Source organism: Martinezella sp. CNPSo 3957 (assembly GCF_057784395.1).
This window is the reverse complement of sequence record NZ_JBXSOU010000001.1, coordinates 609,992-636,326: the sequence shown is the minus strand read 5'-3', so window position 1 is coordinate 636,326 and position 26,335 is coordinate 609,992. Positions and strand designations below refer to the sequence as shown.

The following is a 26,335-nucleotide window of genomic DNA, read 5'->3' as shown; positions in this document are numbered from 1 at the left end:
GGACGCCGGGCCGCGTTAGACCCGGCGCCTTTCGTGTGATTAGGCCTTCACAACGCTCGCCTGATAGATCTCGTCAATGGTTTTTGCGAGGCTGGCGTCGAATTCAGCATCGCTCATCGTCACGCGCAGATCCTCGGTCAAAGCTCGGGAGAAGCTTGCGATCATTCCATGATTGTGGCTGAGCTTTTCGCAGGCATCCGCACGGCTGTAGCCGCCGGAAAGCGCCACCACGCGCGCCACGGCCTTGTGATCGACGAGAGGCTTGTAGAAATCCGGAACAGTCGGGATCGTCAGCTTGAGCATGACCTTCTGGCCGGCCGGCACTGCGTCGAGCCTGTGCGCGATCTCGTCCCGCAGAATAGCCTCGGCCTCCTGCTTGGTCGGGCTCTTGATGGAGACTTCCGGTTCGATGATCGGCACGAGACCATGGCCGAGGATCTGGTGTCCAATCTCGAACTGCTGCTTGACCACTGCGGCGATGCCTGTCTTGTCGGCGTTGGCAATGACCGAACGCATCTTGGTGCCGAAGATTCCCTTCTTCACCGCACGGGCGAGCAGAGCGTCGAGATCCGGCATCGGCTTCATCACCTGCGCGCCGTTCTCCTCGGCAGCCAGACCCTTGTCGACCTTGAGGAACGGGACGACACCGCGATCGGCCCAGAGATAGGTGGGAACCGGCTTGCCTTGCGCCTCCCCATCCATGGTCTTCTCGAAAAGAATGGCGCCAATCACCTTATCTCCGGAAAATGAGGGAGCCGTCATGATGCGCACGCGCATTTCATGCATCAGGCGGAACATTTCCTCATCGCCATTATAGTCGGAATCGGCGATCCCATAGAGACGCAGAGCGCCCGGGGTCGAGCCTCCGCTTTGATCGAGGGCAGCGATGAAGCCACCCTTGCCGGACATCTGTGACATCATCTTTTCGTCAGCCATACTATTCTCCCTTATTGCGTAACGCCGTGCGGCGCATACGGACTTTCTGGACCGGACAAGCCTTTTGGCATCTCCGGCCGGTTGCAAATATCGACCCCGGCGAACGCTTTCGCCCGTGATCCGGCCCTGCAAGCGACCAATATCTGAGAAACCTAACGGAATTCCGATGGTTATCCAGTCGAAATGCACAGCATTTTCGAGAAATCAATGACCGTGAACTGCTGAGTTTTGGGTGTGACAGCTCATCAAAACGGCTCTTTCCGCGCCAACTCGCCGAATAAACCGATTAAGGCGGCTATTACTGGAAGATCGCGCGCCGGAACCGGTCGAGCAATATTTTAACTTCAGCTTTTCACCATCCGTGTGATTGAGCCGGTTTTGAGCTGGTTGGCTTTTGGTTGGGGTTTTGCAGCCCGTTTTCTGGCGCAAAAAGGGGAAAGGGCAAACTACATGGCATTAGCGATTCCGCTCAACTCTCCTCGCGCCTTCATGTAGCGCGAGGCGCCCTCGATCAGCGAGGCGACGACGATATTCATCTCACGCTGGCGTCAGAAGGGTAACACGAGCCAATGGCGTAGGTCTTGCCGGTGCGAAGATTGATGCCGCCGAGATTGGGGCGATAACCGAGCTCGCCAGTGACGCGCTGACCTACTTCGCGACACAAGCCGCGTCCTACCACCAACCCCTGCACCTTCGACAAATCATTCCGCTCCGCCATGTCGACGCGAGAATGCCCGCAGGCGGGTAACGATGAAGCGCAGGCTGCGATCAAGGACGACGAGGGGTGCATGTTTGGGCTGCCGATCCGATAGTGTCGCATGACATCAGGACACAACCGTAAGCATAGATATTCAGCCGGCATTCAGAAAGGCAATTTTAAGATGCATATCGTCAGCCATTCCATTATTAGGGGAAACTCATGGACAAATATACCAAAACTGTTTTGACAATCATCGCCGTCGCGCTCGCGGCAATCGCCATCCAAACCACGATTACGCCGGCGCAGGCCGTCGGTGGCGGCTGCGGTACGGAGACCTACCGGCCCTGCTATGTAAAGCTGGTGAACTAGCGCAATCAACGCTGCCCGTGGGATACCCCGGGCAGCTTTTATCTCAGCCGATTATGAATCAGCACCTTTTCGCGCAATCTGAATAGCCGCGCGGGCGCCGTTACGCAGCTGAGCCGTCTCCGTGCCGGCGATGACCAGATCAAGACCAAGCTTCAGATATTGGCCAGCACGATCGCCATCGCTGCCAAAAGCGCAGATCACCTTGCCATGGGCACGGCAGCGTGCGAGCGCCGTTGAAAGCGCCTGATCGATCGCGGCGCTGTCGGGCGCAAGCCGAGCGCCATTCGAAAGCGCGATCGAAAGATCGGATGGGCCGACAAAGATGCCGTCGATGCCGTCAACGGCCAGGATCTCGTCGATGGCGTCGAGCGCCGTGCGGGTCTCCACCATGGCGATGGTAGCGGTCAGGCTGTTGGCGCTCTGCAGATAATCTTCAGCTGGCAGGCCGAAATGATTGAGGGCCAGCGACGGCCCCCAGCTGCGCTCGCCGAGCGGCGGATACTTCGTCGCCTGCACCAAGGCGCGCGCATCATCGGCGGAGTTGATCATCGGTGCGATGATGGCAGAGGCACCGGCATCGAGAAGCCGCGAGGCGGAGGCGAAATCGCCGACGGGAATACGCGCAATCGCCGGCTTGCCCGCCAAGCGCACATGGGCGATGCCGTTGGCGGCGGACTCCATGTTCCACATGCCGTGCTGCATATCGAGTACGATGGTATCGAAGTCTTCCTGCGCCAGATGATTGACGAGCATCGGATCGGGTATGCCGACCCAGCCGGAGACCATGCCGCCATTCTCGCGGCGTTTCAGGCGTCCGGCAAATCCGTTCATGTCAGTCGTCATCGTTTTTCCTCACCTATCAACAGCAGGGGCTCTGTCTTTTTTGCCAGCATCAACCGCCAAATCACGGCGAGCCGTTGCAATCGACAATACTCAATTCCCATTGCCGAGCCACTCGAAAGTGCGTAGGCGACGGACACAAATCGACAAAGCACGGCTCCGACCGTGGTCGGCCGACGTGCAGGAAGATGATTTCAAATCTGCCAGACGACCATAACAAATCTGCAGCTATCTGGATCGGTTAGCTGTGCCCACAAGGCGACTAAGGCGTGACTTAAGACGAGCGATACCGCCAGGCAAAAGGCATTGCCCGATCATAGGATTTCGGCGGCCCCTTACCGCTCAACGCCCGGCAAAGCGCTGCTTCGCAAAATCCGTGACAGGCGTGTAAAGGCTGATAAGCGTTCCTTCGGGATCGCGGATTTGCCCTGCCCGGTTTCCCCACGGCATCAGCTTCGGTTCGTGCACGACCTCTACCTTGTCCTTCAACCTTGCGAATTCGGCATCGACATCGTCGACCTGGAACTCGATAACAAGCGATCGGTTGATGCCGGGTTCGGCACTGCCCTCGCGAAACAGGGCGACAGTCTCGGCACTTCCAATCGCAAGTGTTGCCGCGGGGGTGATGATCTCGGCAAAGACGGGCGCCAGCCACTCCGCAGCCTGACCGGTGACCATCTCATAAAACGTAGCCATCTTCTTGATGTCGGCAACGATCAGACGTGTGGATGCCAGTTTCATCGCATACTCCTCCAAAATGCCCGCCAACTCCGTTGTTGGCGGCTCGAAGGCTCTTGTTGCATAAGGCTGTTGCCACCATACTGGCAGCAGGAGTCAGCAGGAATGCGTCGCGCCGACCGTTTGTTTCAGATCATACAGATATTGCGCCGGTCGAGCCGGCCGGTAACGGCTGCCGCGCTGGCGGATGAGCTCGAAGTCTCCAAGCGCACGGTCTATCGCGACATCGCCGATCTGACGAGCCAGCGGGTTCCGATCGAAGGTGAGGCAGGCTTTGGATATCTTTTGTCGCCCGGTTACGACATGCCGCCGCTGATGCTGACGCCCGAGGAGATCGAGGCCGTCGTCCTCGGGGCGCAATGGGTTGCGGGTCGTGCCGACAAGGCCCTTGCCAATGCCGCACGCGATGTGGTTGCCAAGATCACCGCGATCGTGCCCGGGCACCTGCGTCCCTTCATCCTTGAGCCGAGCGTCGGCGCCAAACCGCTTCTTCAGGAAGGCCAAGAGGAAAACATCGACCTGTCGTTGTTGCGGGCGGCAATCCGCGAAGGACGAAAACTTCGGCTGCGCTATCGGTCCGATGCGGGTGCGGAAAGCACAAGGATCGTCTGGCCCGTTATCCTCGGCTATTCCGATACGAGCCGCATTCTGGTGGCATGGTGCGAGCTGCGCCAGGGCTTCCGGCATTTCCGCACGGAACGGATTACCGAAGCCGATATGCTCGACGAAAACTATGCCCTGCGGCCAGGAGAATTGCGGCGTCGCTGGTCCGCCTGGCGAGAGGCCGAACTCCAGCAATTCGGGCAGGCGCAATAGGCATCGGGCGCCGGCACGATTGTCCGCCTGCACCCGATAATCTCAGATGATCCCGCCGCCACCGGCAACGGAAACCGGACGCTCGGCGGCCACCTTGCGGCGATAGCCGCTCGCCCTGTAGGTCGCGACCGGATCGATCGCGCCGCCCGCACGGCGGCGAGCTTCGGCGAGGATCGGCTCGACATCGGCGCGATAGGCGCGCTTCAGCGTTTCCGATGCCATCAGCGCGTCGTTCGCATCCTGATACTCGCCAAGTGCATTGCGATCGACGATCAGCGCCTGGGCGTACGCACGGCGGATCTCGTTGGCGCTGGAAATCAGGCTTTCGATCGGGTCCGTGACGTTATGCGACTGGTCGATCATATGCGCCGGATTGAAGTCGTTGACCCCGCGCCGCTCGGCATCGACCAGTTCGTTGAAAACGAGGAACAGGCGGTAGGGCTCAATGGCACCGGCATCGAGATCGTCGTCGCCATACTTCGAATCGTTGAAGTGAAAACCGCCGAGCTTGCCGAACTGGATAAGGCGCGCCACGATCATCTCGATATTGGTATTCGGTGCGTGATGGCCGAGATCGACAAGGCACTGCGCCTTGGGGCCGAGTGTCTGCGCGATCAGATAGTTGGTGCCCCAGTCCTGAACGACGGTCGAATAGAAGGCCGGCTCATACATCTTGTGCTCGGAAAACAGCCGCCAGTCATCCGGAAGCGCCTTGTAGATATCGGCCATGGCGGCGAGATAGCGCTCGAATGCCTTGGTGAAATTGGTCTGACCGGGGAAGTTCGAGCCGTCGCCGATCCATACGGTCAGCGCCTTCGAGCCAATGGCCTTGCCGATTTCGATGCACTCGATGTTGTGCTCGACGGCCTGCGCGCGGGTTGCCGCATCGACATGGCTCAGCGAACCGAATTTGTAGGAATGCGCCTGGCTGGGTGCATCGGAGAAGGTGTTGGAGTTCATGGCGTCGAAGCCGAGGCCAAGCGCCTCGGCCTTGGCCTTGAGCTCGCGCGGGTCTGCCTTGTCCCAGGGAATATGCAGCGAGACCTTGGGCGTTGCCCGCGTCAGCTGCTGGATGACGGCGCAATCATCGAGCTTGTCGAAGATGCCGCGCGGTTCGCCGGTGCCGGGGAAGCGAGCAAAGCGCGTGCCGCCAGTGCCGACGCCCCAGGACGGAACCGCAACGAAGAATTCTGAAACCTTTTTAGCGACGGCTTCGATATCGATGCCGCGCCGGCCAAGCGTGGCTCCGAGCGCCTCATAATCGGATTTCAGCGCGGCGGCGCGCTTGTCGTTTTCTGCAGCAACCAGATCGGGCGCAATCCTATGTTCGGCCATTCTTTCCTCCCAAACGATGAAGGCCCGTGCCGGCAAAGGTAGCCGCGGCGCGGGCCGTTTGATATCAGCGCGTGAAGCTCTGCGCGTTGCCGGCGTCGACGTTGATGATATTGCCTGTTGATTTGGCGGAAAGATCCGACGCCAGGAAATAGATCGCTTCAGCAATGTCCTCCGGGAACACATTGAGCTTCAGCATCGAGCGCTTGCGGTAATGTTCCTCCAGCTCGTCCACCTCGATCTTCGAGGAGGCGGCGCGCTGCTCGCGCCATTCACCGTTCCAGATCTTCGAGCCGCGCAGGACGGCATCGGGATTGACCGTATTCACGCGGATGCCGGCTTCAGCACCCTCAAGAGCCAGGCAGCGGGCTAGATGGATTTCGGCGGCTTTGGCCGTGCAATAGGCGGCGGCATTCGGCGATGAGGCCAGACCGTTCTTCGACGCGACGAAGACGACATTGCCGCCGAGATTCTGGCGGCGGAACAGCCGGAAGGCTTCGCGCGAGACGAGGAAATAGCCGGTCGCGAGAATATCGATATTGCGGTTCCACATCGAAAGCTCGGTGCTTTCGATCGGTGCTGACGATGCGATCCCTGCATTCGATACCAGAATGTCGACGCCGCCGAATTCGACACAGGCCTCGGCAAAGGCGGCAATGACGGCATCTTCCTTCGTCACGTCAAGCTTGACGCTGCGGACCGCATCCGCACCATATCGCTTGGCGAAATCCGCCTGGGTGCCCTCAAGTGCCGCCTGGTCGATGTCAGCCAGAACCACGCAAGCACCCTCGCCCACCAAGCGTGCCGCCGTCGCACGACCAATGCCGCCGGCGCCGCCGGTGACGAAAGCGACGCGACCGGCAAGGCTCTTCGGCTTTGGCATACGCTGAAGCTTCGCCTCCTCCAGCAGCCAGTATTCGATATCGAAGGCTTCCTGCTCCGGTAGGCCCTGATATTCGGAGACGGTGGAGGCGCCGCGCATGACATTGATGGCGTTGACATAGAACTCGCCAGCAATACGGGCGGTCGCCTTGTCGCGGGCAAAGGATAGCATGCCGACGCCGGGTACGAGGAAGATCACCGGGTTCGGATCGCGCATGGCAGGCGAATTGTCGTGCTTGCAATCGTTATAATAGCGCGCGTAATCGGCGCGGTAATCTTCCAGCGCCTTGTCGAGACCGGCGATCACGGCATCGACATCGGGCTTAGCCGGATCGAAATCGACGATCAGCGGGCGGATCTTGGTGCGCAGGAAATGGTCCGGGCAGCTCGTGCCGAGCGCGCCGAGCGGGCGAAGGTTCTTCGAATTGACGAACTCGAGCACGGCATCCTGATCGTCGAAATCGCCGAGCTTGCGTTCGGCCTTGCCGATGCGGCCGCGGATCTCAGGCATCAGCCGGGCAGCGATGGCACGGCGCTCCGCCTGGGGCAGGCTCTGAACGACTGCGCCGCCGAAAATGGTCTTGCCTTCCGTCTTGGCGGCAAACCATTCGATCGCCTTGTTAATGATGGCAAGCGTCAGCTCATAGCATTCCTTGGCATCATTGGCCCAGGTGAACAGGCCATGGCTTTCGAGCACGACGCCCTTGGCATTCGGATGCGCCTTGACGAAGGCTTCGAGATCGAGACCCAGCTGGAAGCCGGGGCGGCGCCAGGGGAGCCAGCCGATATCGTCGCCGAAGATCTCGCGCGTCAGCTCGCGCGAGTTCTTCGAGGCGGCGATGGCGATGATGGCATCGGGATGCATGTGATCGACATGGGTAAACGGCACGAAACCATGCAGCGGCGTATCGATCGAAGCAGCGCGGGCATTGAGATTGAAGGTGCAATGCGGCAGGAAACCGACCATGCGGTCCTCGTCGGCAACGCCCTGATAGATATTCTTCAAACTATCGAGCTTGTCCTGGTAAAGCGTCGCGAAGCCATCGAGCTTGATGGTACCGACATCGCCACCGGAGCCCTTGACCCAGAGCACCCTAACCTTCTCGCCGGAGAGCGGATCGGTTTCCATGACTTTGGCCGACGTGTTGCCGCCGCCGTAGTTGGTGATACGCTTGTCGGCACCGAGCAGATTCGACCGATAAAGCAGCTTGCCCGGCTCATCCAAGCCTGCCGCGTACGCATCATCCCAACGGTTCTTCAGAAGCTGAACGCCAGCCGCCATGTCATCCTCCCTTGAAATCAAGTCTTTCGGGCGGACCGGATCATGATGGCGCCACCCTTTGTGAGGAGGGTATCGCTCACGTATAGTCACCTTGTCAATCGAAAACGATCAAATTCGATAATGCTGCGATGCAATATGAAAGTTTATGATCGTTTGTGATTGACACATTATCATATTTGCGAAATAACCGCCGACAAGGAGGAGCCAATGCACGAACGCGAACGCCATCGCATTATTCTGAGCGCGGTACAGGAAAAGTCTGTCGTGACGATTCAGGATATCTCCGAGCTGACCGAGGCTTCGGAAGCGACGATACGCCGTGATATCGCTGCCCTACACGTCCAGGGAAAGATCCGGCGCGTGCGCGGCGGCGCGGAATCGATCCATCCCCCACAGCTCGGCAATCTGGCAGCGCGACCGTTCCGTGTATCCGAGGCCGTCAATATCGATAGGAAACGCGCAATTGCGCGCAAGGCCGCCGAACTCTGCAATCCCGGCGATGCCATCATCATCAATGGCGGCACGACCACGTTCCAGCTGGTGCACTATATCTCGGCCTTCCGGCTGCAGGTGATGACCAACTCCTTCGCCATCGCCGAACATCTGGTCAAACATTCGAAGAACACCGTGACGGTGCCGGGCGGCGCGATCTATCGCGAGCAGAGCCTGATCCTCTCGCCCTTCGACAACGACACGATCCGAAATTTCTATGCGCGGCGCATGTTCGTTGGTGCACAGGGCGTAGGCCCGCTCGGCATCATGGAAGCCGACGCGCTGGTCATCCAGAGCGAGCAGAAGCTGATGCGCCAGGCCGACGAGCTCGTTGTCATGGTGGATTCGAGCAAGTTCCGCCAGCGCTCCAGCCTGATCCTTTGTCCGCTCGAACAGGTCTCAACCATCATTACCGATGACGGCGTAACCGCCGAAACCGTACGCATGATCGAGGATGCGGGTATTTCGCTCATTATTGCAAATGTTTCGGCCCAGGCCGAGGAGGAGGATTCCCCGTCGGTCGCGTGAGACGCGCGGCCGAAATGGGGTGAGCATGCCTATTAACTTTGGGAGGAAGTGACATGAATATAGCAAAGAAACTGGCGATCGGCGTCGCGCTCGCCGCGACACTGATGGCTGGCGCGGCAAGTGCAAAGGACGTCAAGATCGGTCTCGTAGTGAAGTCGTTGGGCAACGGCTTCTTCGAGGCCGCCAACAAGGGCGCCCAGGAAGCAGCCAAAGATCTCGGCGGCGTGCAGGTGATCTACACCGGCCCGACTTCGACCACGGCCGAAGGCCAGATCGAAGTGATCAACTCGCTGATCGCACAGGGTGTCGATGCCATCGCGATTTCGGCCAATGACCCCGATGCAGTCGTTCCTGCGCTTAAGAAGGCGACGCAGCGCGGCATCAAGGTCATCTCCTGGGATTCCGGCGTCGCAAAGGCCGGCCGCATCCTGCAGCTGAACCCCTCGTCCAACGAGCTGATCGGCAAGATGTGCCTGACGCTCGCCAAGGATCATCTCGACGGCGGCAAGGGCGACTTCGCCATCCTGTCGGCAACGACCACCTCGACCAACCAGAATATCTGGATCGGCGAGATGAAGAAGCAGCTCAAGGACTTCCCGGGCCTCAATCTGGTGACAACAGTCTATGGCGACGACCTCTCGGACAAGAGCTATCGTGAAGCCCAGGGCCTCCTGACCTCGCATCCGGAAGTCAAGGTCATCGTCGCCCCGACGACCGTCGGCGTGCTTGCCGCTTCGCAGGCCGTCAAGGACGCTGGCAAGATCGGTAAGGTCTATGTGACCGGTCTCGGCCTGCCGTCCGAAATGGCCGGCGCGATCAAATCAGGCGCGACGAAGGAATTCGCGATCTGGAACCCGATCGATCTCGGCTATTCCGCAACGCAGATCGCCTATCGCCTCGTCAAGGGCGAGACCGACGGCAAGCCGGGCAGCGAGATCAATGCCGGCCGCATGGGCAAGATCAAGGTTGGCGAAAACGGCGAAGCCGCCATGGCCGATCCGTTCGTCTACAACGCCTCGAACATCGATCAATTCTCCAAGGTTTTCTGATCGAAAATCGAACTCGCAGCTCTCCGGCGGCATCAGCCGCCGGACCTGGTTTCATTGATCCGGTACATTGCTGATGACCACAGTCCTTCAACGCTCCATCGCGGACGCACCAGCCGCGGACAATCAGGCCATTCTGGAGATGCGCGGCATTTCCCAGATCTTCCCCGGCGTGAAAGCGCTGGATGGCGTCAGCATTTCGCTTTATCCCGGTAAGGTCACCGCCCTCATCGGTGAGAACGGCGCCGGCAAATCGACACTCGTTAAAATCCTAACAGGTATCTATCGCCCGAACGAAGGCGAGATCCTTGTCGATGGCAAACCAACGGCTTTCGCCAGTGCGCAAGCGGCCATCGATGCCGGCGTCACGGCCATTCATCAGGAAACGGTGCTCTTCGACGAGCTGACTGTTGCCGAAAACATCTTTCTCGGTCATGCGCCGCGCACATCCTGGCGCACCATCGATTGGAAGAGGATGAACAGCCGATCGAAAGAGCTTCTCCAATCGCTGGAAAGCGCCATCGATCCCACGACCCGATTGAAAGACCTCTCCATCGCGCAGCGCCATCTTGTGGCAATCGCTCGCGCTCTGTCGATCGAGGCCCGCATCGTCATCATGGACGAGCCGACTGCCGCCCTTTCGCGCAAGGAGATCGACGATCTCTTCCGCATCGTCGAAGGGTTGAAGGCAAAGGGCAAGGCGATCTTGTTCATCAGCCACAAGTTCGACGAACTCTATGAAATCGCCGACAATTTCGTCGTCTTCCGCGACGGTCGCGCCGTCGGCCATGGCGAACTGAAGTCGACGCCGCAGGACGAGATCGTCCGCATGATGGTGGGCCGCGACGTCAAGGACGCCTTTCCGAAAGTGCCTGTCACAATTGGGATCACCGTTCTCGAAGTCGACAAATACTGTCACCGCACCGAATTTCGCGACATTTCCTTCAAGCTTCGGCGCGGCGAGATTCTCGGCGTCTATGGGCTGATCGGCGCCGGACGTTCCGAGCTTTGCCAATCGCTCTTCGGCATTACCAAGCCGCTGTCCGGACGCCTGACGCTCGACGGGCAGGAAATCCACGTGCGATCGCCGCAGGACGCCATTGCCGCCGGCATCGTCTATGTGCCGGAAGAACGCGGCCGCCACGGCCTGGCGCTGCCGATGCCGATCTATCAAAACATGTCGCTGCCATCGCTCGGACGCACCTCGCGCAAAGGCTTCCTGAAGGCGGCCAATGAGTTCGCTCTCGCCCGTAAATATGCCGAACGGCTCGATCTGCGCGCTGCCGCCCTGTCCGTGCCTGTGGGAACGCTCTCCGGCGGCAACCAGCAGAAAGTGGTCATCGGCAAGTGGCTGGCGACGCAGCCGAAGATCATCATTCTCGATGAACCCACCAAGGGGATCGATATCGGCTCGAAGGCCGCCGTCCATGGCTTCATCAGCGAGCTGGCGGCCGAAGGCCTCAGCATCATCATGATCTCCTCCGAACTGCCCGAGATTCTCGGCATGGCGGACCGCGTGCTGGTCATGAAAGAGGGCCTGTCCGCAGGCCTGTTCGAGCGTGAGGGGCTGACGCCGGAAACACTGGTGCGCGCCGCCACGGGAAATGCATAGGGAGGACGGGATGCCACGCATCCTTAAAAAGCGCGAAACACTGCTCGCCATCATCATCGCCGTGATGATCGCCGGCTTCGCAACGCGTGCGGCCGGCTTTGCCGAGCCTGCCAATCTCGCCAATATCTTCAACGACACATCGATCCTCATTATCCTGGCCCTTGCCCAGATGACGGTCATCCTGACCAAATCGATCGATCTGTCCGTTGCCGCCAATCTGGCGCTGACAGGCATGGCGGTCGCGATGCTGAATGCCGCCTATCCCGATATTCCGCTGATCGCCCTCGTCATCACGGCGATCCTGATGGGCGCGGTTCTCGGCGCCATCAATGGCTATCTCGTTTGGGCGCTCGAAATCCCGCCGATCGTTGTCACGCTCGGCACCCTGACGATCTATCGCGGCATGGCCTTCGTGCTGTCTGGCGGCGCCTGGGTCAATGCCCATCAGTTCACGCCGGTCTTCCTGAACGTGCCGCGCACGCCGCTTCTCGGCCTGCCGGTGCTCGCCTGGATCGGCATCGCCATCGTGCTGATGATGTTCCTGGTGCTGCGCTACACCCAGTTCGGCCGCTCGGCCTATGCCAGCGGCGGTAATCCAGTGGCCGCTGTCTATGCCGGTATTGATGTTGGCTGGACGCGCTTCCTCGCTTTCGTTCTATCGGGTGCACTCGCCGGTCTGAGCGGCTATCTCTGGGTCTCGCGCTATGCGGTCGCCTATGTCGATATCGCCAACGGCTTCGAACTCGATAGCGTGGCGGCCTGCGTCATCGGCGGCATTTCGATCGCAGGCGGCGTCGGTTCTGTCGCCGGCGCGGTGCTCGGCGCTCTCTTCCTCGGCGTCATCAAGAACGCACTTCCGGTCATCGGCATCTCACCGTTCACGCAAATGGCGATCTCAGGCACCGTCATCATCCTTGCCGTCGTCTTCAACGCCCGGCGCGAACGCAACCGCGGCCGCATCATCCTGCGCGATCAGGCCGCAAAGGACACCGCCAGCCAGGGAGCACATGCATGAGCAACGGTTCGCAAGCGGCAACGGCGGAAAAGCGCGCCATTCCGGATCGCCTCGGCACGCCCTTCAAGCGCATCTTGGCGAGCTGGGAAACGCTGCTTTTTGGCGTCGCGGTCGCGATCTTCATCTTCAATTCGCTGGCCTCGCCCTATTTCCTGGATCCCTTCAACCTTTCGGACGCCACCTTCAATTTCACCGAAAAGGCGATGATCGCCTTTGCCATGGCGCTGCTCGTCATCGCTGGCGAAATCGACCTCTCGGTCGCAGCCATCATCGCGCTCGCCTCGACCGCGATGGGCGCCGCCGCGCAACTGGGCGTCGATACGCCCGGCCTCGTTGCCATCGGTATCGGCGTCGGTCTCGTCTGCGGCATCTTCAACGGCTTTTTGGTTTCGGTGCTGAAGCTGCCGTCGATCGTCGTTACCATTGGCACGATGAGCCTGTTTCGCGGTATTTCCTATATCGTTCTCGGCGACCAGGCCTATGGCAACTATCCGGATAGTTTCGCCTATTTTGGCCAGGGCTATGTCGTCTGGGTCTTTTCTTTCGAATTCGTGCTCTTCATCGTGCTTGCGATCGCCTTCGCAATCCTGCTGCATGCGACGAATTTCGGCCGGCAGGTCTATACGATCGGCAACAATGATTTCGCCGCACGCTTTTCGGGCATCCCGGTCGAGCGGGTCAAGTTCATCCTCTTTCTGCTGACCGGAATCATGAGCGGCATCGCCGCCGTCTGCCTCACCTCGCGCCTCGGCTCCACGCGTCCGTCGATCGCGCTCGGCTGGGAGTTGGAAGTGGTCACCATGGTCGTGCTCGGCGGCGTGTCGATCCTCGGCGGCTCGGGTACGATCGGCGGTGTCGTCATCGCCGCCTTCGTCATGGGGCTTGTCACTTTCGGCCTCGGCCTGCTCAACGTACCGGGCATCGTCATGTCGATTTTCATCGGCCTCCTCCTCATCATCACCATCGCGCTGCCGATCGTCGCCCGCCGCATCAGAACCATGAGCTCCAAATGACCGCTGCTCTCGAACGCCACGCCTTCAAGATGACGCTCAATCCAGGCATGGAAGCAGAATACCGGAAGCGGCATGATGAAATCTGGCCCGAGCTGGTGGATCTGCTGCGTCAGGCCCGCGTCAGCGATTATTCTATCCATCTCGATCGCGACACGAACACGCTTTTCGGCGTGTTGACGCGGCCGAAGGATCATTCGATGGCAAGCCTGCCCGAGCATCCCGTCATGAAGAAATGGTGGGCGCACATGGCCGATATCATGGCGACCAATCCCGATAATTCGCCCATTCAGAGCGATCTCGTCACGGTCTTCCATCTGCCATGAACACCGAGACAGCCTACCGCCACATCGCCGTCATCGACATCGGCAAGACCAACGCCAAGGTGGTGGTGCTCGATGCTGGCACAGGCAGCGAGATCGCTGTCGTCAGAACCGCAAACGGCGTCCTGAAGTCGGGTCCTTATCCGCATTACGATATTGAAGGCCTATGGGATTTCATCATTACGGCTCTCAAAGGTTTTGCCCGCACGCCAGGATTCGATGCCATTTCGATCACGACGCATGGCGCATGTGTGGCCATGCTAGCGGACGATGGCAGCCTCGCCATGCCGGTTCTCGACTATGAGCACGGCTATCCGCAAGCCATGCAGAATGCCTACAGCCAGTTACGCCCCAAGTTTGCTGAGACGTTTTCGCCCGGATTGTCGGTTGGCCTCAATGTCGGCGCCCAAATCCACTATCTGAAAAGCACCTTTCCGGCCGATTTCGCCCGTGTCGCGACGATCCTGACCTATCCGCAATATTGGGCGTTTCGCCTAACCGGCGTTGTCGCCAACGAAGTGACGTCGCTTGGCTGCCATACCGATCTCTGGAACCCGACGACGCAAAGCTATTCGTCTCTCGTCGACGCGCTTGGCATTCGCGGGCTGATGGCGCCGGTCCGTTCGGCTTTCGACGCGCTCGGACCGGTCCTGCCGGCACTCGCTGCGGCGGTGGGTCTCACGAAACCGGTGCCGGTTTATTGCGGCATCCATGATTCCAACGCCTCGCTTCTGCCCCATCTGGTGGAAAACGAAGCCCCCTTTGCCGTCGTCTCGACGGGAACCTGGGTGATCAGTTTCGGCGTTGGCGGAGATTTGGAGCATCTCGATCCAAGGCGCGATGCGCTTGCCAATGTCGATGCCTTTGGCCGCACCGTGCCATCAGCCCGCTTCATGGGTGGCCGCGAATTCGAGATTCTGGCTGCCGAAATCGGCACGGCATCATCCGATGCGGTCGAAGCCGCTATCGAGGCGGTAATCGAGAAAGGCCTCATGCTGCTGCCCAACGTCGTTGAAGGATCGGGTCCCTTTCCCGGCAGGAGGCGGCGCTGGACAGCGGATCATGCCGCGAGCAATGCCGAGCGCCTTGCCGCCGTCAGCCTCTATCTCGCGCTGATGACGGAAGCCTGTCTCGACCTGATCGGCGCCAGAGGACCGATTTTCGTCGAAGGCCCCTTCGCGCTCAATCGCGCCTATCTCAAAGCCCTGTCCGCTTTGACGAATAGCGACGTTATTGCGCTGGCGGGCTCGACAGGCACCAGCCAGGGGGCAGCGTTACTGACGGGCATCCGCCCTGCGACAACAGCGGAAAACTCGCCGGTTCGCGCCGAACTGGCCGGGTTAATCCGCTATCGACAAGCCTGGCGCGACGCGTTAATCTCTTAAGCCTCGGTCCCGGATAGTTCGGCAGCCGCGATCTCGGCAACATGCAGCGTCGGCTGGACGTGCTCGTCCTCGCCATCTTCGATCAGCCAGGCAGCCGAGAGGCCGGCCCAGGCAATGATCCATTGCAGCAGTCGTCCGCGGTCCAGCCCCGCCACCTCGGCAACGACTGCCACCTGCTGCGCAAGGCGGCCGGGAGATGTGGCGACGGCATTATCCGGATTGCAGAAGAGATTGGCGTAGTCGAAGCCGCGTTCGCCTACGAGCCCCTTCGGATCGATCGCAAGCCAGCCTCGCTCCGCGAAATCCAGAATATTGCCGTGATGGATGTCGCCATGCAGAGGCACGACGTCCTGCGGCTCCGATAGCAGCATGCGGGCCGCGACTGCAGATCGCGCGAAAGTGCCACCTTCACAGTGGGCCATCACTTCGAGCGAACGAAACCGGTGGACAAGCGGAATCAATTGCGGCAAGGCGCCCCCGCGAGAGGCATGAAGCCCAGCGACGGCCTTGCAGATGATCCGGCTTGCCTCGTCGTCCTCGCCATTCCTTGCCATCTCGGCAAGTGAGCGGCTGCCTGTCGCCCGTTCGAGCAGGATAGCATGGTCCTGATGTTCGAGAACGCGCGCAGCACCAATGCCATTCCACCAGACCATGAGCTCGGCACCCGATTTCTCCTCCGGCGCGTCCGCGATCTTCAGCATCGCTGGCTCGCCGTCACGGCGCACGGGGAAAAGCCGGCTGGAATGCGTCACGATCGGATCGCCATCGGGGATCAGCCGCCAGATGTCAAAATAGACCTTCGAATCGTCATTCTCGTTCACGCTATGCTGATCTCCCTGGCCCGAGCCGCGCCATGACAGGCGCAGCTACTTATGTGGATCCGCGGCATGAAGATTTCCATTTTCAGATCCACCTCGCCTTGCCACTCTATCACCTAGGTCCTGTCGGCAGGCGGGCAACAACCATCCCTCGTCAAAATTTTCGAAAAAACGCTAAAATTGTCTTCGCGACGGTTATTTTCTTGCGGAATCGTCCCAATATTCCTACACAAAATACCCTTATGAGCGCGTTCGAGATCAAAAAATGTCCGAAAGCGCCCATCGGCTTCGATATCAGCTCTGTCTTCTCCAAAAGAACGCCTTACGGCAGTTTGCGCGTCGAGACAGGCGATTCCGGGCGGGTTCAAAGGGCGCTGCCGCGCCCATCCAAGGAGAGCTAACATGAGTCTGAAGACATTGACGGCCGCGACCTTCGTCGCTTCGCTGGCCTTCGCACCTCTCGCGCATGCGGACATCACCATCGGCCTCATCGCGCCGCTGACCGGCCCGGTCGCTGCCTATGGCGAGCAGGTCAAGAATGGCGCGCAGACCGCTATCGAAGAAATTAACAAGAGCGGCGGCGTTCTCGGCCAGAAGCTCGTTCTGAAGCTCGGCGACGACGCCGGCGATCCGAAGCAGGGCGTATCCGTCGCCAACAGCTTCGTCGGCGACGGCATCCGCTTCGTCGTCGGCCCGGTGACCTCGGGCGTCGCTATTCCGGTTTCCGACGCGCTTGCCGAAAATGGCATCCTGATGGTCACGCCGACGGCAACAGCTCCGGACCTGACCAATCGCGGCCTGACGAACGTCTTCCGCACTTGCGGCCGCGATGACCAACAGGCCGTCGTTGCCGGCGAATATGTGGTGAAGAACTTCAAGGACAAGAAGATCGCGATCCTCAACGACAAGGGCGCCTACGGCAAGGGCCTGGCCGATGCCTTCAAGGCAGCGATCAACAAGGGCGGTATCACCGAAGTCGTCAACGACTCGCTGACTCCAAGCGAAAAGGACTACAGCGCTCTGACGACAAAGCTGAAGCAGGCTGGCGTCGAAGTCATTTACTTCGGCGGTTATCATCCGGAAGCAGGTCTTCTGGCCCGCCAGCTGCACGACATCTCCGTCAAGGCGCAGATCATCGGCGGCGACGGCCTGTCCAACACGGAATATTGGGCGATCGCCAACGATTCCGCGGCCGGCACGCTCTTCACGAATGCGTCTGACGCGCTGAAGAACCCGGATTCGCAGAGCGCCGTCGCCGCCCTCAAGGCCCGCAACATCCCAGCTGAAGCCTTCACGCTGAATGCATATGCTGCCGTGCAGGTGCTGAAGGCCGGCATCGAGAAGCCCGGCAAGGCGGATGACGCCGAAGCTGTCGGCGCTGCGCTGAAGAAGGGCGAGCCAATCGACACCGTCATCGGCAAGGTTACCTACGGCGAAACCGGCGACCTGACCTCGCAGAGCTTCTCGCTCTACAAGTGGGAAGGCGGCAAGATCGTTTCGGCCGAATAAGCCGTTAGGTCATCGCTTTGGAATGGAACCGGGCCACTTGCTGGCCCGGTTTTTTGTTGCCGATCCTGGGGTACTGCCACTCAACAAACGGTGCGGAAGCGCTCGATGCAGGTGGAGAGAACCTCCTCACCGGGCCGCTTCCACCAATTATTCTGAGAGAATATTTCCACCTCCTGCAGGCCGAAAAAGCCGGCCTTCTCGATCTCGGCGCGGATGCGCTTCAAGTCGATGACGCCGTCACCCATCATGCCGCGATCGAGCAGCAGGTCCGTGGTCGGCACCAGCCAGTCGCAGATGTGGTGCGCAAGAATACGGCCGCCGGCGCCGGCGCGCGCGATCTGCTGATAAAGCTTCGGGTCCCACCAGACATGGTAGACATCAATCGCGACACCGATGCCTTCGCCCAGAAGATCGCAGATGTCGAGCGCCTGCTCCAGCGTGTTCACACAGGCGCGGTCGGCCGCATACATCGGATGCAGCGGCTCGATCGCGAGCGGAATTCCGGAGCTACGCGCATGCGGCAGGATCGCGGCGATACCATCGGCCACCATCTCGCGGGCGTGAACGATATCCTTCGATCCCTCTGGTACGCCCCCGACGACGAGAACCAGGCAATCGGCATTCAGCGCCGCCGCTTCGTCGATCGCCCGCTTGTTGTCGTCGATTGCCGCCGCCCTGCCCTCGGCATCTGCGGCAGGAAACATGCCGCCGCGGCAAAGCCCGGTGACTTTCAGCCTGTTGTCGGCAACGATGCGGGCGGCTTCGGAAAGGCCGATCTTATGCACCTGATCTCGCCAGGGAGCGATCGCGACGATATCCTGCTTCAGGCAGGCTTCCACGGCCTGGCGCATATCATATTGCTGGCGCACCGTCGCCAGGTTGATGGATAGACCCTCTATGGCCATCGTGATCTCCTCCCCGGTCCCTTTTCCGCTATTCAATGCCGACGGTGGCAAGGATCGTCTTCATGCGATAGGTCGCCAAATCCGGGTCGCGCAGCACGCGCGCCGCATCCGCCAAACGGAAAAGCTCTGAAAGATGCTGGATCGATCGGGCGCTCTGCTGGCCGCCGAGCATCTGAAAATGGTTCTGGAAACCATTGAGGTAAGCAAGAAAGACGACGCCTGTCTTATAGAAGCGCGTCGGCGCCTTGAAGATATGGCGCGATAGCGGGACGGTCGGCGCCAGGATCTCGTGGAAGGCGTCGAGGTCGTTCTGAGCGAGCTTTGCGAGCGCCGCACTTGCGGCCGGCGCGACGGCATCGAAGATACCGAGCAAGGCATGCGAATAGCCGTGGTCGTCGCCCGCGATCAGTTCAGCATAGTTGAAATCGTCGCCGGTATACATCTTGACCGACGGATCCAGCCGCCGGCGCATGACGATTTCCTTCTCTGCCGACAGCAGCGAAATCTTCACGCCATCCACCTTGGCCGCATTCTGGTTGATGATCGCGGTCGCGGTTTCCATGGCCCGCATGTCATCGGCCGATCCCCAGTAGCCCGCCAACGCCGGATCGAACATCGAGCCGAGCCAGTGAATGATGACAGGCTCTTTGACCTGACCGAGAATGCGGTCGTAAACACGGATATAATCATCCGGACTCTTGGCGGCGGCGGCAAGCGCCCGGCTCGCCATCAGGATGACACGGCCGCCCTGCCCTTCCACGTAGGCGATCTGTTCCTCATAGGCGCGAATGACGTCATCGATCGTGACATCGGCGCCGGGCTGCAGATGATCGGTGCCGGCGCCATAGGCGATCACCGCATCCGACCGGCCACGGGCGGCCGACTGCGCGTGCGCAATCAGTTCTTTTGCGCCGCTCCAGTCGAGCCCCATGCCGCGCTGGGCGGTATCCATCGCCTCCGCCACGCCGAGGCCGAGGCCCCAGAGATATTCGCGAAAGGCAATCGTGCGCTCCCAGTCGATATTGCGGTCAAGCCAGGGATCGTTGTCCGCAAGCGCATCGACCACGACATGCGCGGCAGCATAGGCCACGCGATTGAAGCGATGACCACCCGCCGGTTTTACGGGCGCGATCAACGGCTCATTGACGGGCGTGAAGGCGGCAATGGTGCCATCCGCCCTTGGCAAGTGAAGGCTTCTCTCCATGAGGCCAGCCTCCTAGCGGGCCGAAAGGGAAGGCACGTCGACCCAGCGACGCTCCGCCCAGCTCTTCTGTGCCAGCTCCGCCAGCTGCACGCCCTTAGCGCCCTCGCGAAGCGTGAACTTCCACGGCGCATCCTCGGCGACATGGCACAGAAACTGCTCCCATTGCGCTTTGAAACCATTGTCGAAAGCCTGGGTGTCCGGCACCTCTTCCCAGGTATCGAAGAAATTGATCGGCTGCGGCTGATCGGGGTTCCAGACCGGCTTCGGCGTGTTGACCCGATGCTGCGTCCAGCAGCGCATCAGCCCACAAACAGCCGATCCGTGGCTACCGTCGACCTGGAAAGTGACGAGATCGTCGCGACGGACGCGCACCGCCCAGGAGGAATTGATGTGGGCGATGACGCCACCTTCGAGCTCGAACGTGGCATAGGCGGCATCGTCGGCATCGGCGACATAGCTGTTGCCATTCTCGTCGACGCGGCTTGGAATATGGGTCGCGCCGAGGCAGCTGACCGACCTGACTTCACCAAAGAGATTGTCGAGTACGTAACGCCAATGCGGCAGCATATCGAGGATCATGCCGCCGCCGTCCTTTTTGCGGTAGTTCCAGGAGGGACGCTGTGCCTTCACGCCCCAGTCGCCTTCGAAAACCCAATAGCCGAACTCGCCGCGCACGGAGAGGATTTTGCCGAAGAAGCCGCTGTCGCGCAGCATGGCGATCTTGCGCAGCCCAGGCAGGAACAGCTTGTCCTGGACGACACCGTTCTTGACGCCGCGGCGCTCGGCAGAGGCTGCAACCGAGAGCGCCTCCTCCAGCGTCTCGGAAATTGGCTTTTCGCAATAGACATGCTTGCCGGCGGCAATCGCCTTCTCCAGAAGCTCGACGCGCATCTGCGTCGAACCGGCATCGAAGAAGATCGTATTGCTGGGATCGGCAAGAGCGGCATCGAGATCCGTCGTCGTCTTCGACAGGCCGTGCTTGCGGGCGATCGCCTCGATCTTTTCGGCATTGCGGCCAACAAGCAGCGGCTCGGGCATCAGCCGGTCGCCGTTCGACAGAAGAACGCCGCCCTGTTCGCGGATCGCCAGGATGGAGCGCACGAGATGCTGGTTATAGCCCATGCGGCCGGTAATGCCGTGCATGATGATGCCGATCGGCTTCGTTGCCATGAGTTTCTTCCTCCCGTAAATAACTATATAGTTACATAACTGACACGGCGAGCCGATGCTGTCAACGGCCATCGTCAATGGCCGCAGCGGCAATCATCCATCGTTGCCGAGCTTGTTACCTTAAGGATTTTAGGGACGCAGATAGGCGAAAATCACGTCGACGATATGCTCGCCCCAGGCATCGATTTCGCTTTTGTCCGAGAGGTTGCGGCGGAAGATCGTGGAAAGCGTCCAGCGGTTGGTCAGGAAAAATGAACCGAGGGCCGCAATGCTCATATAGATTTTCACCGGATCGCAATCGCTGCGGAATACGCCTGTCGCCGCGCCGCGATCGAGCAGGCCGGAGATCTCTGACACCAGCGGCGAGTGTAGCTCGAAAATGCGCGCCGAACGCTTGAGGAAGCGGGCCTTATGCATGTTTTCCGTGCTGAGAATCCCCAGAAACTCCGGATGATCCAGGAAATATTGCCAGGTGAAGACCACCAGCTCCCGCATGCCGTCGGCGGGCGAGCGATGCGAGAGATCGAGACGCGCCTCTGCCGAGCGAATAGCGATATAGCTGCCTTCCAAAACGGCGACGTAGAGCGCATCCTTACCACCGAAATAGTGATAGAGCATCCGCTTGTTGATTTTCGCCCGTTCGGCGATGGCATCGACGCGGGCACCGCCATAGCCGCGCTCGGCAAACTCTTTGGTTGCGGCCGCCAGAATAGCCTTGCTGGTGCGCTCCGCATCCCGAAGACGGGGTCGCTCCGAAGCCGCGCGCGAGGTGGTTTGCTTTGCATCCGCAGGGTCTGCACTCTTTGCGCTGCGCTTCACGGTCTTGGCTTCTAACATCATGGCTCCCGGCGGCATTTCATAAGGCTTATGCGGCCCATCCTCACGCCGATAAGTAACCGATCATCGCATAAGTTGACAGCCCCCAGTGAATCAGAGGCGATAGTAACCATATGGTTATATCGATTTAAAACCGATTGCGGCTGGGATACGACCTGAAACAGGCGATTGCCGCCGCTGTCGAACCATCCAGAGGAAGGCGCCGATTGAGCAAGCATATGGTGGCGATCTTGCTTTCAGGCCCGATCAGGCCTTAGAGAGCAACAGGAAAGCAGTATCGGGCGAGCATGACCAGAAACCAAATCGCAATCATTGGCGGTGGCCCTGCCGGGTTGATGGCGGCAGAGACCTTATCGCGGGTTGGCCATCGCATCGTGATCTACGACAGCATGCCGACGGTGGCACGCAAGTTTCTGCTGGCCGGAAAGTCCGGCCTCAATATCACGCATTCGGAAGACTACGGGGTCTTTGCCACCCGCTTCGGCGCGGCTTCGGCCCTATTACGTGCAGCACTGGACGATTTCCAGCCGGATGACATCAGAGCCTGGGCGGAAGGTCTGGGAACGGAGACCTTCGTCGGATCTTCCGGCCGCGTCTTCCCGAAAGTCATGAAGGCATCGCCGCTGCTGCGGGCCTGGCTGGCAAGGCTGGAAGCACGCGATGTCAGCATCATGACGCGGCATCGCTGGTGCGGCTTCGAGGATGGCAGTCTGGTCTTCGAGACGCCAAAGGGGCGCGAACTTGTGCGTCATGACGCCGTTCTGCTCGCGCTCGGTGGGGCAAGCTATGCCCGGCTGGGCTCGGATGCGGCATGGGTCAGCTGGCTCCGGGGCGAAGGCATCGATATCGCCGCGTTTCAACCGGCCAATTGCGGTTTCGACGTCACCTGGAGTGCGACGTTCCGCGAACGCTTCGCCGGTGAACCACTGAAAGCCGTAACGGCGACATCGCAGGCAGGGACTTTGCCCGGTGAATTCGTCATCTCGAAAACAGGGATCGAGGGCAGTCTGGTCTACGCCCATGCCGCCTCGCTGCGCGATCGGTTGGCAAAAAAAGGCGAGGCCTCGCTCATTGTCGATCTGGCGCCCGGACGCAACGAGGAGCGTTTGGCGCGCGATCTGGCGCGGCAGGATCCCAAGGCCAGTTTCTCCAATCGCCTGCGCAAGGGTATTGGCATCGAGGGCGTCAAGGCGGGTCTTTTGCGCGAGCTTGCCGAACCCGCAATTCTTTCGCACCCGGAAAGTCTTGCCCACCTGATCAAGGCCCTGCCGATTCCGTTGCTGAGGCCGAGACCCATTGCCGAGGCCATCTCGTCCGCCGGCGGCATCAGATGGGATGAGCTCGACGAAAGATATATGCTGAAGAAGCTCCCCGGCATGTTCGCCGCCGGAGAAATGATCGATTGGGAAGCGCCGACCGGCGGCTATCTTCTGACGGCCTGCTTTGCGACTGGGCATGCGGCAGCCAAGGGCATGGATTCCTGGCTCAAAGACCGGTGACCGAGCTTAAAGCCGGCGTTTCAGCCGACCCGGCCGTTCTCCATAAGCCAGGCGACCGCTTCCTGAACGGCCTGCAGCGACGTATAGCGCGGCCTGTATCCGAGTAGCCGTTCGGCTTTGACGATCGAGCAATTCGGGCTTCGGGCGACATGTTCCCAGGTCGCCTGCGCATCTTCCGCCGATTGGCTTTCCGCCCATTTTTCGTAAGGCAGAAATTCCAGCTTCGGCTCGTGTCCAAACCAGCGCGACATGGCTTCAGCATAGCCTCGGAGCGTCAGCGCGCCGCTTGAAACCGCATGGAAAGCCTCTCCTGTCGAAGCCCGCCAATTGGCGATGGCGCCCATGAACATCTGCGCGACATCATCGGCATGGACATGGTGAACCGTCTCCAAGCCGAAATTCGGTAGGACGAGGGTTTCACCGCGCGCCAATGTCGAAAACGCCGACAGGTTGAAATGCCCGGCGGGATTGAGAGGCTCCCAGCCTGGGCCGACAATATGGCCGGGATGGATCAGGGTTGCGGGAAATCCCCTGCGCCGCGCCTCCTCAAGCAGATGCGCTTCGATCGCCGCCTTCTGAATGCCATAATCGCCGAACGGCCGCTTCGGCGCCTCCTCCGGCGTCGGAACGACAGTTGAAAATCCATGCGTCCAGATCGTGCCCGTATGCAGGAAATGGCCGACATGATCGGTGAGCGCCTCTGTCAGATGCCTTGCGCCGTCGAGCGTGAAGCAGATCATGTCGATGACGATATCCGGCTTCAAGGCACGAATGGCCGGGCCGAAGCTGCCATCCTTCTCCATGGCAGCACGATCCATCGCCACCATTTCGACCTCGCTCCATGCCTTGTTCGGCGAATAGGGCTTGGCCTGGCCGCGGCTGATCGCCACCACCTCATGCCCGGCTTCGACCAGCCGCGGCACCAGATAGGTGCCGACATGGCCCGTTGCACCGATAATCACCGTGCGCGTCATGATATCCTCCCAATGGCCGAGATCGAACGCCGGCGGCGGCTGACGTTCCAGGCGTGATCTGGCGGTTGAGAATAGGAGAGCAAGCGGTTTTGTCATCCCCTGCGGGGATGCAAAAAGACATTCATTGCTGTCTTTGCGGCAATTTCAGGTGACGATGAGGAATGGACTGGGCGAAAGCGGCAAGGATCAACCGCCCATCATGTCCAACTGCGGCTCGCCGATCTCCACTGCATGGCCGTCCGGATCGTAGAAACGGAATACGCGCTGCCCCCATTCCTGCCTCTCGATGGGATGAATGAGATCGACATACGGTGCTATCGCTTCGAATGCCGCATCGACGTCCTCATGTTCGAAATAGAGGAGGATATTTCGCCGCCCATAGGGCTCGGATGCTTCACCATTCGCGCCCCAGACCGTTTTCGCCAGCGACTTTCCGTCATGGATCGCAAAGCCGGTCTCGAACAGCACGAAGTTGCCGAAGTCGTGCAGGATCCTGAGGCCCAGCAGATCGCCATAGAACGCCTTCGAGCGCCCGATATCACTGACAAAGGGGATTGGATTTACGAAACGCATCGCCGGGACCCGCTTGAATTAGAAAAATGGGCAGGAAACAACAACCTTTAGACTGCTTCGCTATATCTCGGAACCACGTGCAATTACCGCGGCAGGTGATTTTCCATTCGTCGCCCAATCGGAGGCCATCCATGGCAGAAACCGCCCGAACCATGATCGTTATAGATTCAGGAATATCCCGCTTTCAATTGCGTGCCGGCGCATTGATCCGCTCCAACGACCATATCCTCATTCACCGCGCGCTCACGGACAGTTTCTGGTCCTTGCCCGGTGGGCGGGTGGAGTTTCATGAAGCGGGTGCCGAAACGCTTGCCCGCGAGATCGAAGAGGAAATCGGCTGCAAGGCCACGGTCGGCCCCCTGCGCTTCATCATCGAGAATTTCTTCGAATTTGCCGGGCGACGCATTCACGAAGTCGGTTTCTATTATGAGGCGGAACTACTGCAGCCGCTACCGTTTCACGAAACGGACATTGTGCATCGGGTACGGGACGGCAGCGCCGAACTCGAATTTCGCTGGGCGCCCGCCACGCAAGCGGCGCTCGACCGGGTCGCCTTAGTGCCGCCAACCATACGCAAGCTGATTGATGTCAATCCTCCCGGTGTCCAGCATTTCGTCCGCCGTAACGCTGCCTGATCGCTAACTTTGGCATGGATTGCAATCGCAACGGATCAGCGTCATGAACTTGTAAGCATACTCGTCAGGTTTTCCGGCAGCTCCTATCTACAGGTCATTAGCTAATGTTGCGCATCGCCATCTTGGGAAATGCAGGAGGCGGAAAATCCACCCTCGCCCGCAAATTGGGCGAGCGCCACGCAATTCCCCATTTCGAGATCGACAGGCTGCTCTGGCAGGAAGGCTGGGTTCCGGCACCGCTTGAAACTTATGTCGCGCAGCACGAACGAATCCTTTCTGAAGACGATTGGGTCATCGACGGCCTGGGACACCGAAATTCCATTCCGGCCAGGATAGATCGCGCGACCAAGATCATTCTCGTCGACATGCCCCTCTGGATGCATTTCTGGCTCGCAGCCGAGCGGCAGATTGCCTGGCAGTCAGGCAATCTCGAGCATGCACCGGGTGGATTGTCAGCCATGCCGCCGACGCGGGATCTGTTTCGGACCATATGGGAAATCGAACAGGACTGGATGCCGGATATACGCCGCATGTGTATCGAAGCTGAAATCAGCGGAAAAAGGCTCACGCTCATCCGGAGCATCGACGAATTGGATGCGCTCGTGAAAGAATTGATCTAAATGGCCGCGAGGCTGTTCATGCAATCAATATGTTCAGAGCAACACACTCATTGTTCTCCTCTGTGCGTGCTCTCCTCTGTCGCGCCGCAATGCTCACCTCCTCGAATTGCTGAAGCACCGAGGCTTCGCGCGCCGACGACCATTTTGCGATGGAACTACGGCTCGGTTGATCCAATGTGAGCGAGCCAGCTCCCCATATCGCTGTCGAAGAACTCCCGTCTGGACTTTAGTCGGGCGCTCTTCCGACCGAAGCCTCAGCGCGGGAACACGGCAATTGCAGCTGTG

26 protein-coding genes are annotated in these 26,335 nt (G+C 59.9%); 14 read left to right on the top strand and 12 right to left on the bottom strand.

Annotated features, from left to right (window positions below; translation table 11 throughout):
* Positions 1–39: 39 nt before the first annotated feature.
* Positions 40–936 (bottom strand): fructose bisphosphate aldolase, encoded by an 897-nt coding sequence (locus tag AC13QE_RS02980; protein ID WP_488482509.1) that lies wholly within the window; start codon positions 934–936, stop codon positions 40–42.
* 919 nt (positions 937–1,855) lie between these two features.
* On the opposite strand from AC13QE_RS02980, the gene AC13QE_RS02975 reads away from it, so the two are divergent.
* Positions 1,856–2,005, top strand: a complete 150-nt coding sequence (locus AC13QE_RS02975) for a hypothetical protein (protein ID WP_165915235.1) — start codon at positions 1,856–1,858, stop codon at positions 2,003–2,005.
* Positions 2,006–2,056: 51 nt separating this feature from the next.
* Here the strand turns inward: AC13QE_RS02975 and AC13QE_RS02970 are convergent, their stop codons facing one another.
* Together AC13QE_RS02970 and AC13QE_RS02965 are read right to left on the bottom strand one after the other, a co-directional pair.
* On the bottom strand, positions 2,057–2,848 hold the full coding sequence (locus AC13QE_RS02970) for an HpcH/HpaI aldolase family protein (protein ID WP_488482508.1): 792 nt from the start codon (positions 2,846–2,848) through the stop codon (positions 2,057–2,059).
* A 339-nt stretch (positions 2,849–3,187) separates the two neighbouring features.
* Entirely contained in the window at positions 3,188–3,586 is a 399-nt protein-coding gene (locus tag AC13QE_RS02965) for a VOC family protein (protein WP_488482507.1), read from the bottom strand.
* Positions 3,587–3,688: 102 nt separating this feature from the next.
* On the opposite strand from AC13QE_RS02965, the gene AC13QE_RS02960 reads away from it, so the two are divergent.
* Positions 3,689–4,399 carry a helix-turn-helix transcriptional regulator gene (locus AC13QE_RS02960; protein ID WP_488482506.1) on the top strand — a complete coding sequence of 237 codons (711 nt, stop codon included), beginning with the start codon at positions 3,689–3,691 and terminating at the stop codon, positions 4,397–4,399.
* A 42-nt stretch (positions 4,400–4,441) separates the two neighbouring features.
* Here AC13QE_RS02960 and rhaI read toward each other — a convergent pair whose 3' ends face one another.
* Together rhaI and AC13QE_RS02950 are read right to left on the bottom strand one after the other, a co-directional pair.
* A complete protein-coding gene (gene rhaI, locus AC13QE_RS02955; RefSeq protein ID WP_488482505.1) occupies positions 4,442–5,734 on the bottom strand; it encodes an L-rhamnose catabolism isomerase in 1,293 nt (430 codons plus the stop codon).
* A 64-nt stretch (positions 5,735–5,798) separates the two neighbouring features.
* On the bottom strand, positions 5,799–7,895 hold the full coding sequence (locus AC13QE_RS02950; protein ID WP_488482504.1) for a bifunctional rhamnulose-1-phosphate aldolase/short-chain dehydrogenase: 2,097 nt from the start codon (positions 7,893–7,895) through the stop codon (positions 5,799–5,801).
* Between the two features lie 207 nt (positions 7,896–8,102).
* On the opposite strand from AC13QE_RS02950, the gene AC13QE_RS02945 reads away from it, so the two are divergent.
* The 7 genes from AC13QE_RS02945 (at position 8,103) to AC13QE_RS02915 (ending at position 15,306) form a co-directional block, all read left to right on the top strand.
* Positions 8,103–8,915: a DeoR/GlpR family DNA-binding transcription regulator gene (locus tag AC13QE_RS02945; protein ID WP_488482503.1), complete on the top strand. Its 813-nt coding sequence runs from the start codon at positions 8,103–8,105 to the stop codon at positions 8,913–8,915.
* A gap of 53 nt (positions 8,916–8,968) precedes the next feature.
* Positions 8,969–9,964, top strand: a complete 996-nt coding sequence (gene rhaS, locus AC13QE_RS02940; protein WP_112336941.1) for a rhamnose ABC transporter substrate-binding protein — start codon at positions 8,969–8,971, stop codon at positions 9,962–9,964.
* Between the two features lie 73 nt (positions 9,965–10,037).
* Positions 10,038–11,573 carry a sugar ABC transporter ATP-binding protein gene (locus tag AC13QE_RS02935; protein WP_488482502.1) on the top strand — a complete coding sequence of 512 codons (1,536 nt, stop codon included), beginning with the start codon at positions 10,038–10,040 and terminating at the stop codon, positions 11,571–11,573.
* Positions 11,574–11,583: 10 nt separating this feature from the next.
* Positions 11,584–12,588, top strand: coding sequence for an ABC transporter permease (locus AC13QE_RS02930; protein ID WP_488482501.1), 1,005 nt, complete (start codon positions 11,584–11,586; stop codon positions 12,586–12,588).
* Positions 12,585–13,601: an ABC transporter permease gene (locus AC13QE_RS02925; RefSeq protein WP_112603354.1), complete on the top strand. Its 1,017-nt coding sequence runs from the start codon at positions 12,585–12,587 to the stop codon at positions 13,599–13,601. The genes AC13QE_RS02930 and AC13QE_RS02925 overlap by 4 nt, the downstream gene beginning before the upstream one ends.
* The gene (gene rhaM / locus AC13QE_RS02920) at positions 13,598–13,924 is read left to right on the top strand and encodes an L-rhamnose mutarotase (RefSeq protein WP_488482500.1); all 327 of its coding nucleotides are present in this window, start codon (positions 13,598–13,600) and stop codon (positions 13,922–13,924) included. The genes AC13QE_RS02925 and rhaM overlap by 4 nt, the downstream gene beginning before the upstream one ends.
* On the top strand, positions 13,921–15,306 hold the full coding sequence (locus AC13QE_RS02915) for an FGGY-family carbohydrate kinase (protein ID WP_488482499.1): 1,386 nt from the start codon (positions 13,921–13,923) through the stop codon (positions 15,304–15,306). The genes rhaM and AC13QE_RS02915 overlap by 4 nt, the downstream gene beginning before the upstream one ends.
* Here AC13QE_RS02915 and AC13QE_RS02910 read toward each other — a convergent pair.
* A complete protein-coding gene (locus AC13QE_RS02910) occupies positions 15,303–16,127 on the bottom strand; it encodes an aminoglycoside phosphotransferase family protein (RefSeq protein WP_488482498.1) in 825 nt (274 codons plus the stop codon). The genes AC13QE_RS02915 and AC13QE_RS02910 overlap by 4 nt on opposite strands.
* Positions 16,128–16,159: 32 nt before the next feature.
* On the opposite strand from AC13QE_RS02910, the gene AC13QE_RS02905 reads away from it, so the two are divergent.
* Both AC13QE_RS02905 and AC13QE_RS02900 read left to right on the top strand, forming a co-directional pair.
* Positions 16,160–16,525: a hypothetical protein gene (locus tag AC13QE_RS02905; RefSeq protein WP_488482497.1), complete on the top strand. Its 366-nt coding sequence runs from the start codon at positions 16,160–16,162 to the stop codon at positions 16,523–16,525.
* A 1-nt stretch (position 16,526) separates the two neighbouring features.
* Positions 16,527–17,633 (top strand): branched-chain amino acid ABC transporter substrate-binding protein, encoded by a 1,107-nt coding sequence (locus AC13QE_RS02900; RefSeq protein ID WP_488482496.1) that lies wholly within the window; start codon positions 16,527–16,529, stop codon positions 17,631–17,633.
* 80 nt (positions 17,634–17,713) lie between these two features.
* Here AC13QE_RS02900 and AC13QE_RS02895 read toward each other — a convergent pair whose 3' ends face one another.
* The 4 genes from AC13QE_RS02895 to AC13QE_RS02880 all read right to left on the bottom strand — a co-directional run bounded on the left by AC13QE_RS02895 (position 17,714) and on the right by AC13QE_RS02880 (position 21,749).
* Positions 17,714–18,538 (bottom strand): sugar phosphate isomerase/epimerase family protein, encoded by an 825-nt coding sequence (locus AC13QE_RS02895; RefSeq protein ID WP_132717878.1) that lies wholly within the window; start codon positions 18,536–18,538, stop codon positions 17,714–17,716.
* Between the two features lie 28 nt (positions 18,539–18,566).
* Positions 18,567–19,742 carry a dihydrodipicolinate synthase family protein gene (locus AC13QE_RS02890; RefSeq protein ID WP_132717877.1) on the bottom strand — a complete coding sequence of 392 codons (1,176 nt, stop codon included), beginning with the start codon at positions 19,740–19,742 and terminating at the stop codon, positions 18,567–18,569.
* A gap of 12 nt (positions 19,743–19,754) precedes the next feature.
* On the bottom strand, positions 19,755–20,912 hold the full coding sequence (locus AC13QE_RS02885) for a Gfo/Idh/MocA family protein (protein ID WP_132717876.1): 1,158 nt from the start codon (positions 20,910–20,912) through the stop codon (positions 19,755–19,757).
* 129 nt (positions 20,913–21,041) lie between these two features.
* Positions 21,042–21,749, bottom strand: coding sequence for a TetR/AcrR family transcriptional regulator (locus tag AC13QE_RS02880; protein WP_132718613.1), 708 nt, complete (start codon positions 21,747–21,749; stop codon positions 21,042–21,044).
* A gap of 287 nt (positions 21,750–22,036) precedes the next feature.
* Here AC13QE_RS02880 and AC13QE_RS02875 point away from each other — a divergent pair, with 287 nt between their 5' ends.
* Positions 22,037–23,248 carry a TIGR03862 family flavoprotein gene (locus tag AC13QE_RS02875; RefSeq protein WP_488482495.1) on the top strand — a complete coding sequence of 404 codons (1,212 nt, stop codon included), beginning with the start codon at positions 22,037–22,039 and terminating at the stop codon, positions 23,246–23,248.
* A gap of 20 nt (positions 23,249–23,268) precedes the next feature.
* Here the strand turns inward: AC13QE_RS02875 and AC13QE_RS02870 are convergent, their stop codons facing one another.
* Entirely contained in the window at positions 23,269–24,222 is a 954-nt protein-coding gene (locus tag AC13QE_RS02870; protein ID WP_488482494.1) for an NAD-dependent epimerase/dehydratase family protein, read from the bottom strand.
* Positions 24,223–24,408: 186 nt separating this feature from the next.
* A complete protein-coding gene (locus AC13QE_RS02865) occupies positions 24,409–24,795 on the bottom strand; it encodes a VOC family protein (protein WP_488482493.1) in 387 nt (128 codons plus the stop codon).
* Positions 24,796–24,926: 131 nt separating this feature from the next.
* Here AC13QE_RS02865 and AC13QE_RS02860 point away from each other — a divergent pair, with 131 nt between their 5' ends.
* Positions 24,927–25,430 carry an NUDIX hydrolase gene (locus AC13QE_RS02860; RefSeq protein ID WP_488482492.1) on the top strand — a complete coding sequence of 168 codons (504 nt, stop codon included), beginning with the start codon at positions 24,927–24,929 and terminating at the stop codon, positions 25,428–25,430.
* 122 nt (positions 25,431–25,552) lie between these two features.
* Positions 25,553–26,050, top strand: coding sequence for a P-loop NTPase family protein (locus AC13QE_RS02855; RefSeq protein WP_488482491.1), 498 nt, complete (start codon positions 25,553–25,555; stop codon positions 26,048–26,050).
* Positions 26,051–26,335 lie beyond the last annotated feature (285 nt).

What these genes read in the sequence shown, in the direction of transcription:
- AC13QE_RS02980 (WP_488482509.1), bottom strand. Translation starts at nt 936, where the DNA reads ATGGCTGACGAAAAGATGATGTCACAGATGTCCGGCAAGGGTGGCTTC.
- AC13QE_RS02975 (WP_165915235.1), top strand. Translation starts at nt 1,856, where the DNA reads ATGGACAAATATACCAAAACTGTTTTGACAATCATCGCCGTCGCGCTC.
- AC13QE_RS02970 (WP_488482508.1), bottom strand. Translation starts at nt 2,848, where the DNA reads ATGACGACTGACATGAACGGATTTGCCGGACGCCTGAAACGCCGCGAG.
- AC13QE_RS02965 (WP_488482507.1), bottom strand. Translation starts at nt 3,586, where the DNA reads ATGAAACTGGCATCCACACGTCTGATCGTTGCCGACATCAAGAAGATG.
- AC13QE_RS02960 (WP_488482506.1), top strand. Translation starts at nt 3,689, where the DNA reads ATGCGTCGCGCCGACCGTTTGTTTCAGATCATACAGATATTGCGCCGG.
- rhaI (WP_488482505.1), bottom strand. Translation starts at nt 5,734, where the DNA reads ATGGCCGAACATAGGATTGCGCCCGATCTGGTTGCTGCAGAAAACGAC.
- AC13QE_RS02950 (WP_488482504.1), bottom strand. Translation starts at nt 7,895, where the DNA reads ATGGCGGCTGGCGTTCAGCTTCTGAAGAACCGTTGGGATGATGCGTAC.
- AC13QE_RS02945 (WP_488482503.1), top strand. Translation starts at nt 8,103, where the DNA reads ATGCACGAACGCGAACGCCATCGCATTATTCTGAGCGCGGTACAGGAA.
- rhaS (WP_112336941.1), top strand. Translation starts at nt 8,969, where the DNA reads ATGAATATAGCAAAGAAACTGGCGATCGGCGTCGCGCTCGCCGCGACA.
- AC13QE_RS02935 (WP_488482502.1), top strand. Translation starts at nt 10,038, where the DNA reads ATGACCACAGTCCTTCAACGCTCCATCGCGGACGCACCAGCCGCGGAC.
- AC13QE_RS02930 (WP_488482501.1), top strand. Translation starts at nt 11,584, where the DNA reads ATGCCACGCATCCTTAAAAAGCGCGAAACACTGCTCGCCATCATCATC.
- AC13QE_RS02925 (WP_112603354.1), top strand. Translation starts at nt 12,585, where the DNA reads ATGAGCAACGGTTCGCAAGCGGCAACGGCGGAAAAGCGCGCCATTCCG.
- rhaM (WP_488482500.1), top strand. Translation starts at nt 13,598, where the DNA reads ATGACCGCTGCTCTCGAACGCCACGCCTTCAAGATGACGCTCAATCCA.
- AC13QE_RS02915 (WP_488482499.1), top strand. Translation starts at nt 13,921, where the DNA reads ATGAACACCGAGACAGCCTACCGCCACATCGCCGTCATCGACATCGGC.
- AC13QE_RS02905 (WP_488482497.1), top strand. Translation starts at nt 16,160, where the DNA reads ATGACAGGCGCAGCTACTTATGTGGATCCGCGGCATGAAGATTTCCAT.
- AC13QE_RS02900 (WP_488482496.1), top strand. Translation starts at nt 16,527, where the DNA reads ATGAGTCTGAAGACATTGACGGCCGCGACCTTCGTCGCTTCGCTGGCC.
- AC13QE_RS02895 (WP_132717878.1), bottom strand. Translation starts at nt 18,538, where the DNA reads ATGGCCATAGAGGGTCTATCCATCAACCTGGCGACGGTGCGCCAGCAA.
- AC13QE_RS02890 (WP_132717877.1), bottom strand. Translation starts at nt 19,742, where the DNA reads ATGGAGAGAAGCCTTCACTTGCCAAGGGCGGATGGCACCATTGCCGCC.
- AC13QE_RS02885 (WP_132717876.1), bottom strand. Translation starts at nt 20,912, where the DNA reads ATGGCAACGAAGCCGATCGGCATCATCATGCACGGCATTACCGGCCGC.
- AC13QE_RS02880 (WP_132718613.1), bottom strand. Translation starts at nt 21,749, where the DNA reads ATGTTAGAAGCCAAGACCGTGAAGCGCAGCGCAAAGAGTGCAGACCCT.
- AC13QE_RS02875 (WP_488482495.1), top strand. Translation starts at nt 22,037, where the DNA reads ATGACCAGAAACCAAATCGCAATCATTGGCGGTGGCCCTGCCGGGTTG.
- AC13QE_RS02870 (WP_488482494.1), bottom strand. Translation starts at nt 24,222, where the DNA reads ATGACGCGCACGGTGATTATCGGTGCAACGGGCCATGTCGGCACCTAT.
- AC13QE_RS02865 (WP_488482493.1), bottom strand. Translation starts at nt 24,795, where the DNA reads ATGCGTTTCGTAAATCCAATCCCCTTTGTCAGTGATATCGGGCGCTCG.
- AC13QE_RS02860 (WP_488482492.1), top strand. Translation starts at nt 24,927, where the DNA reads ATGGCAGAAACCGCCCGAACCATGATCGTTATAGATTCAGGAATATCC.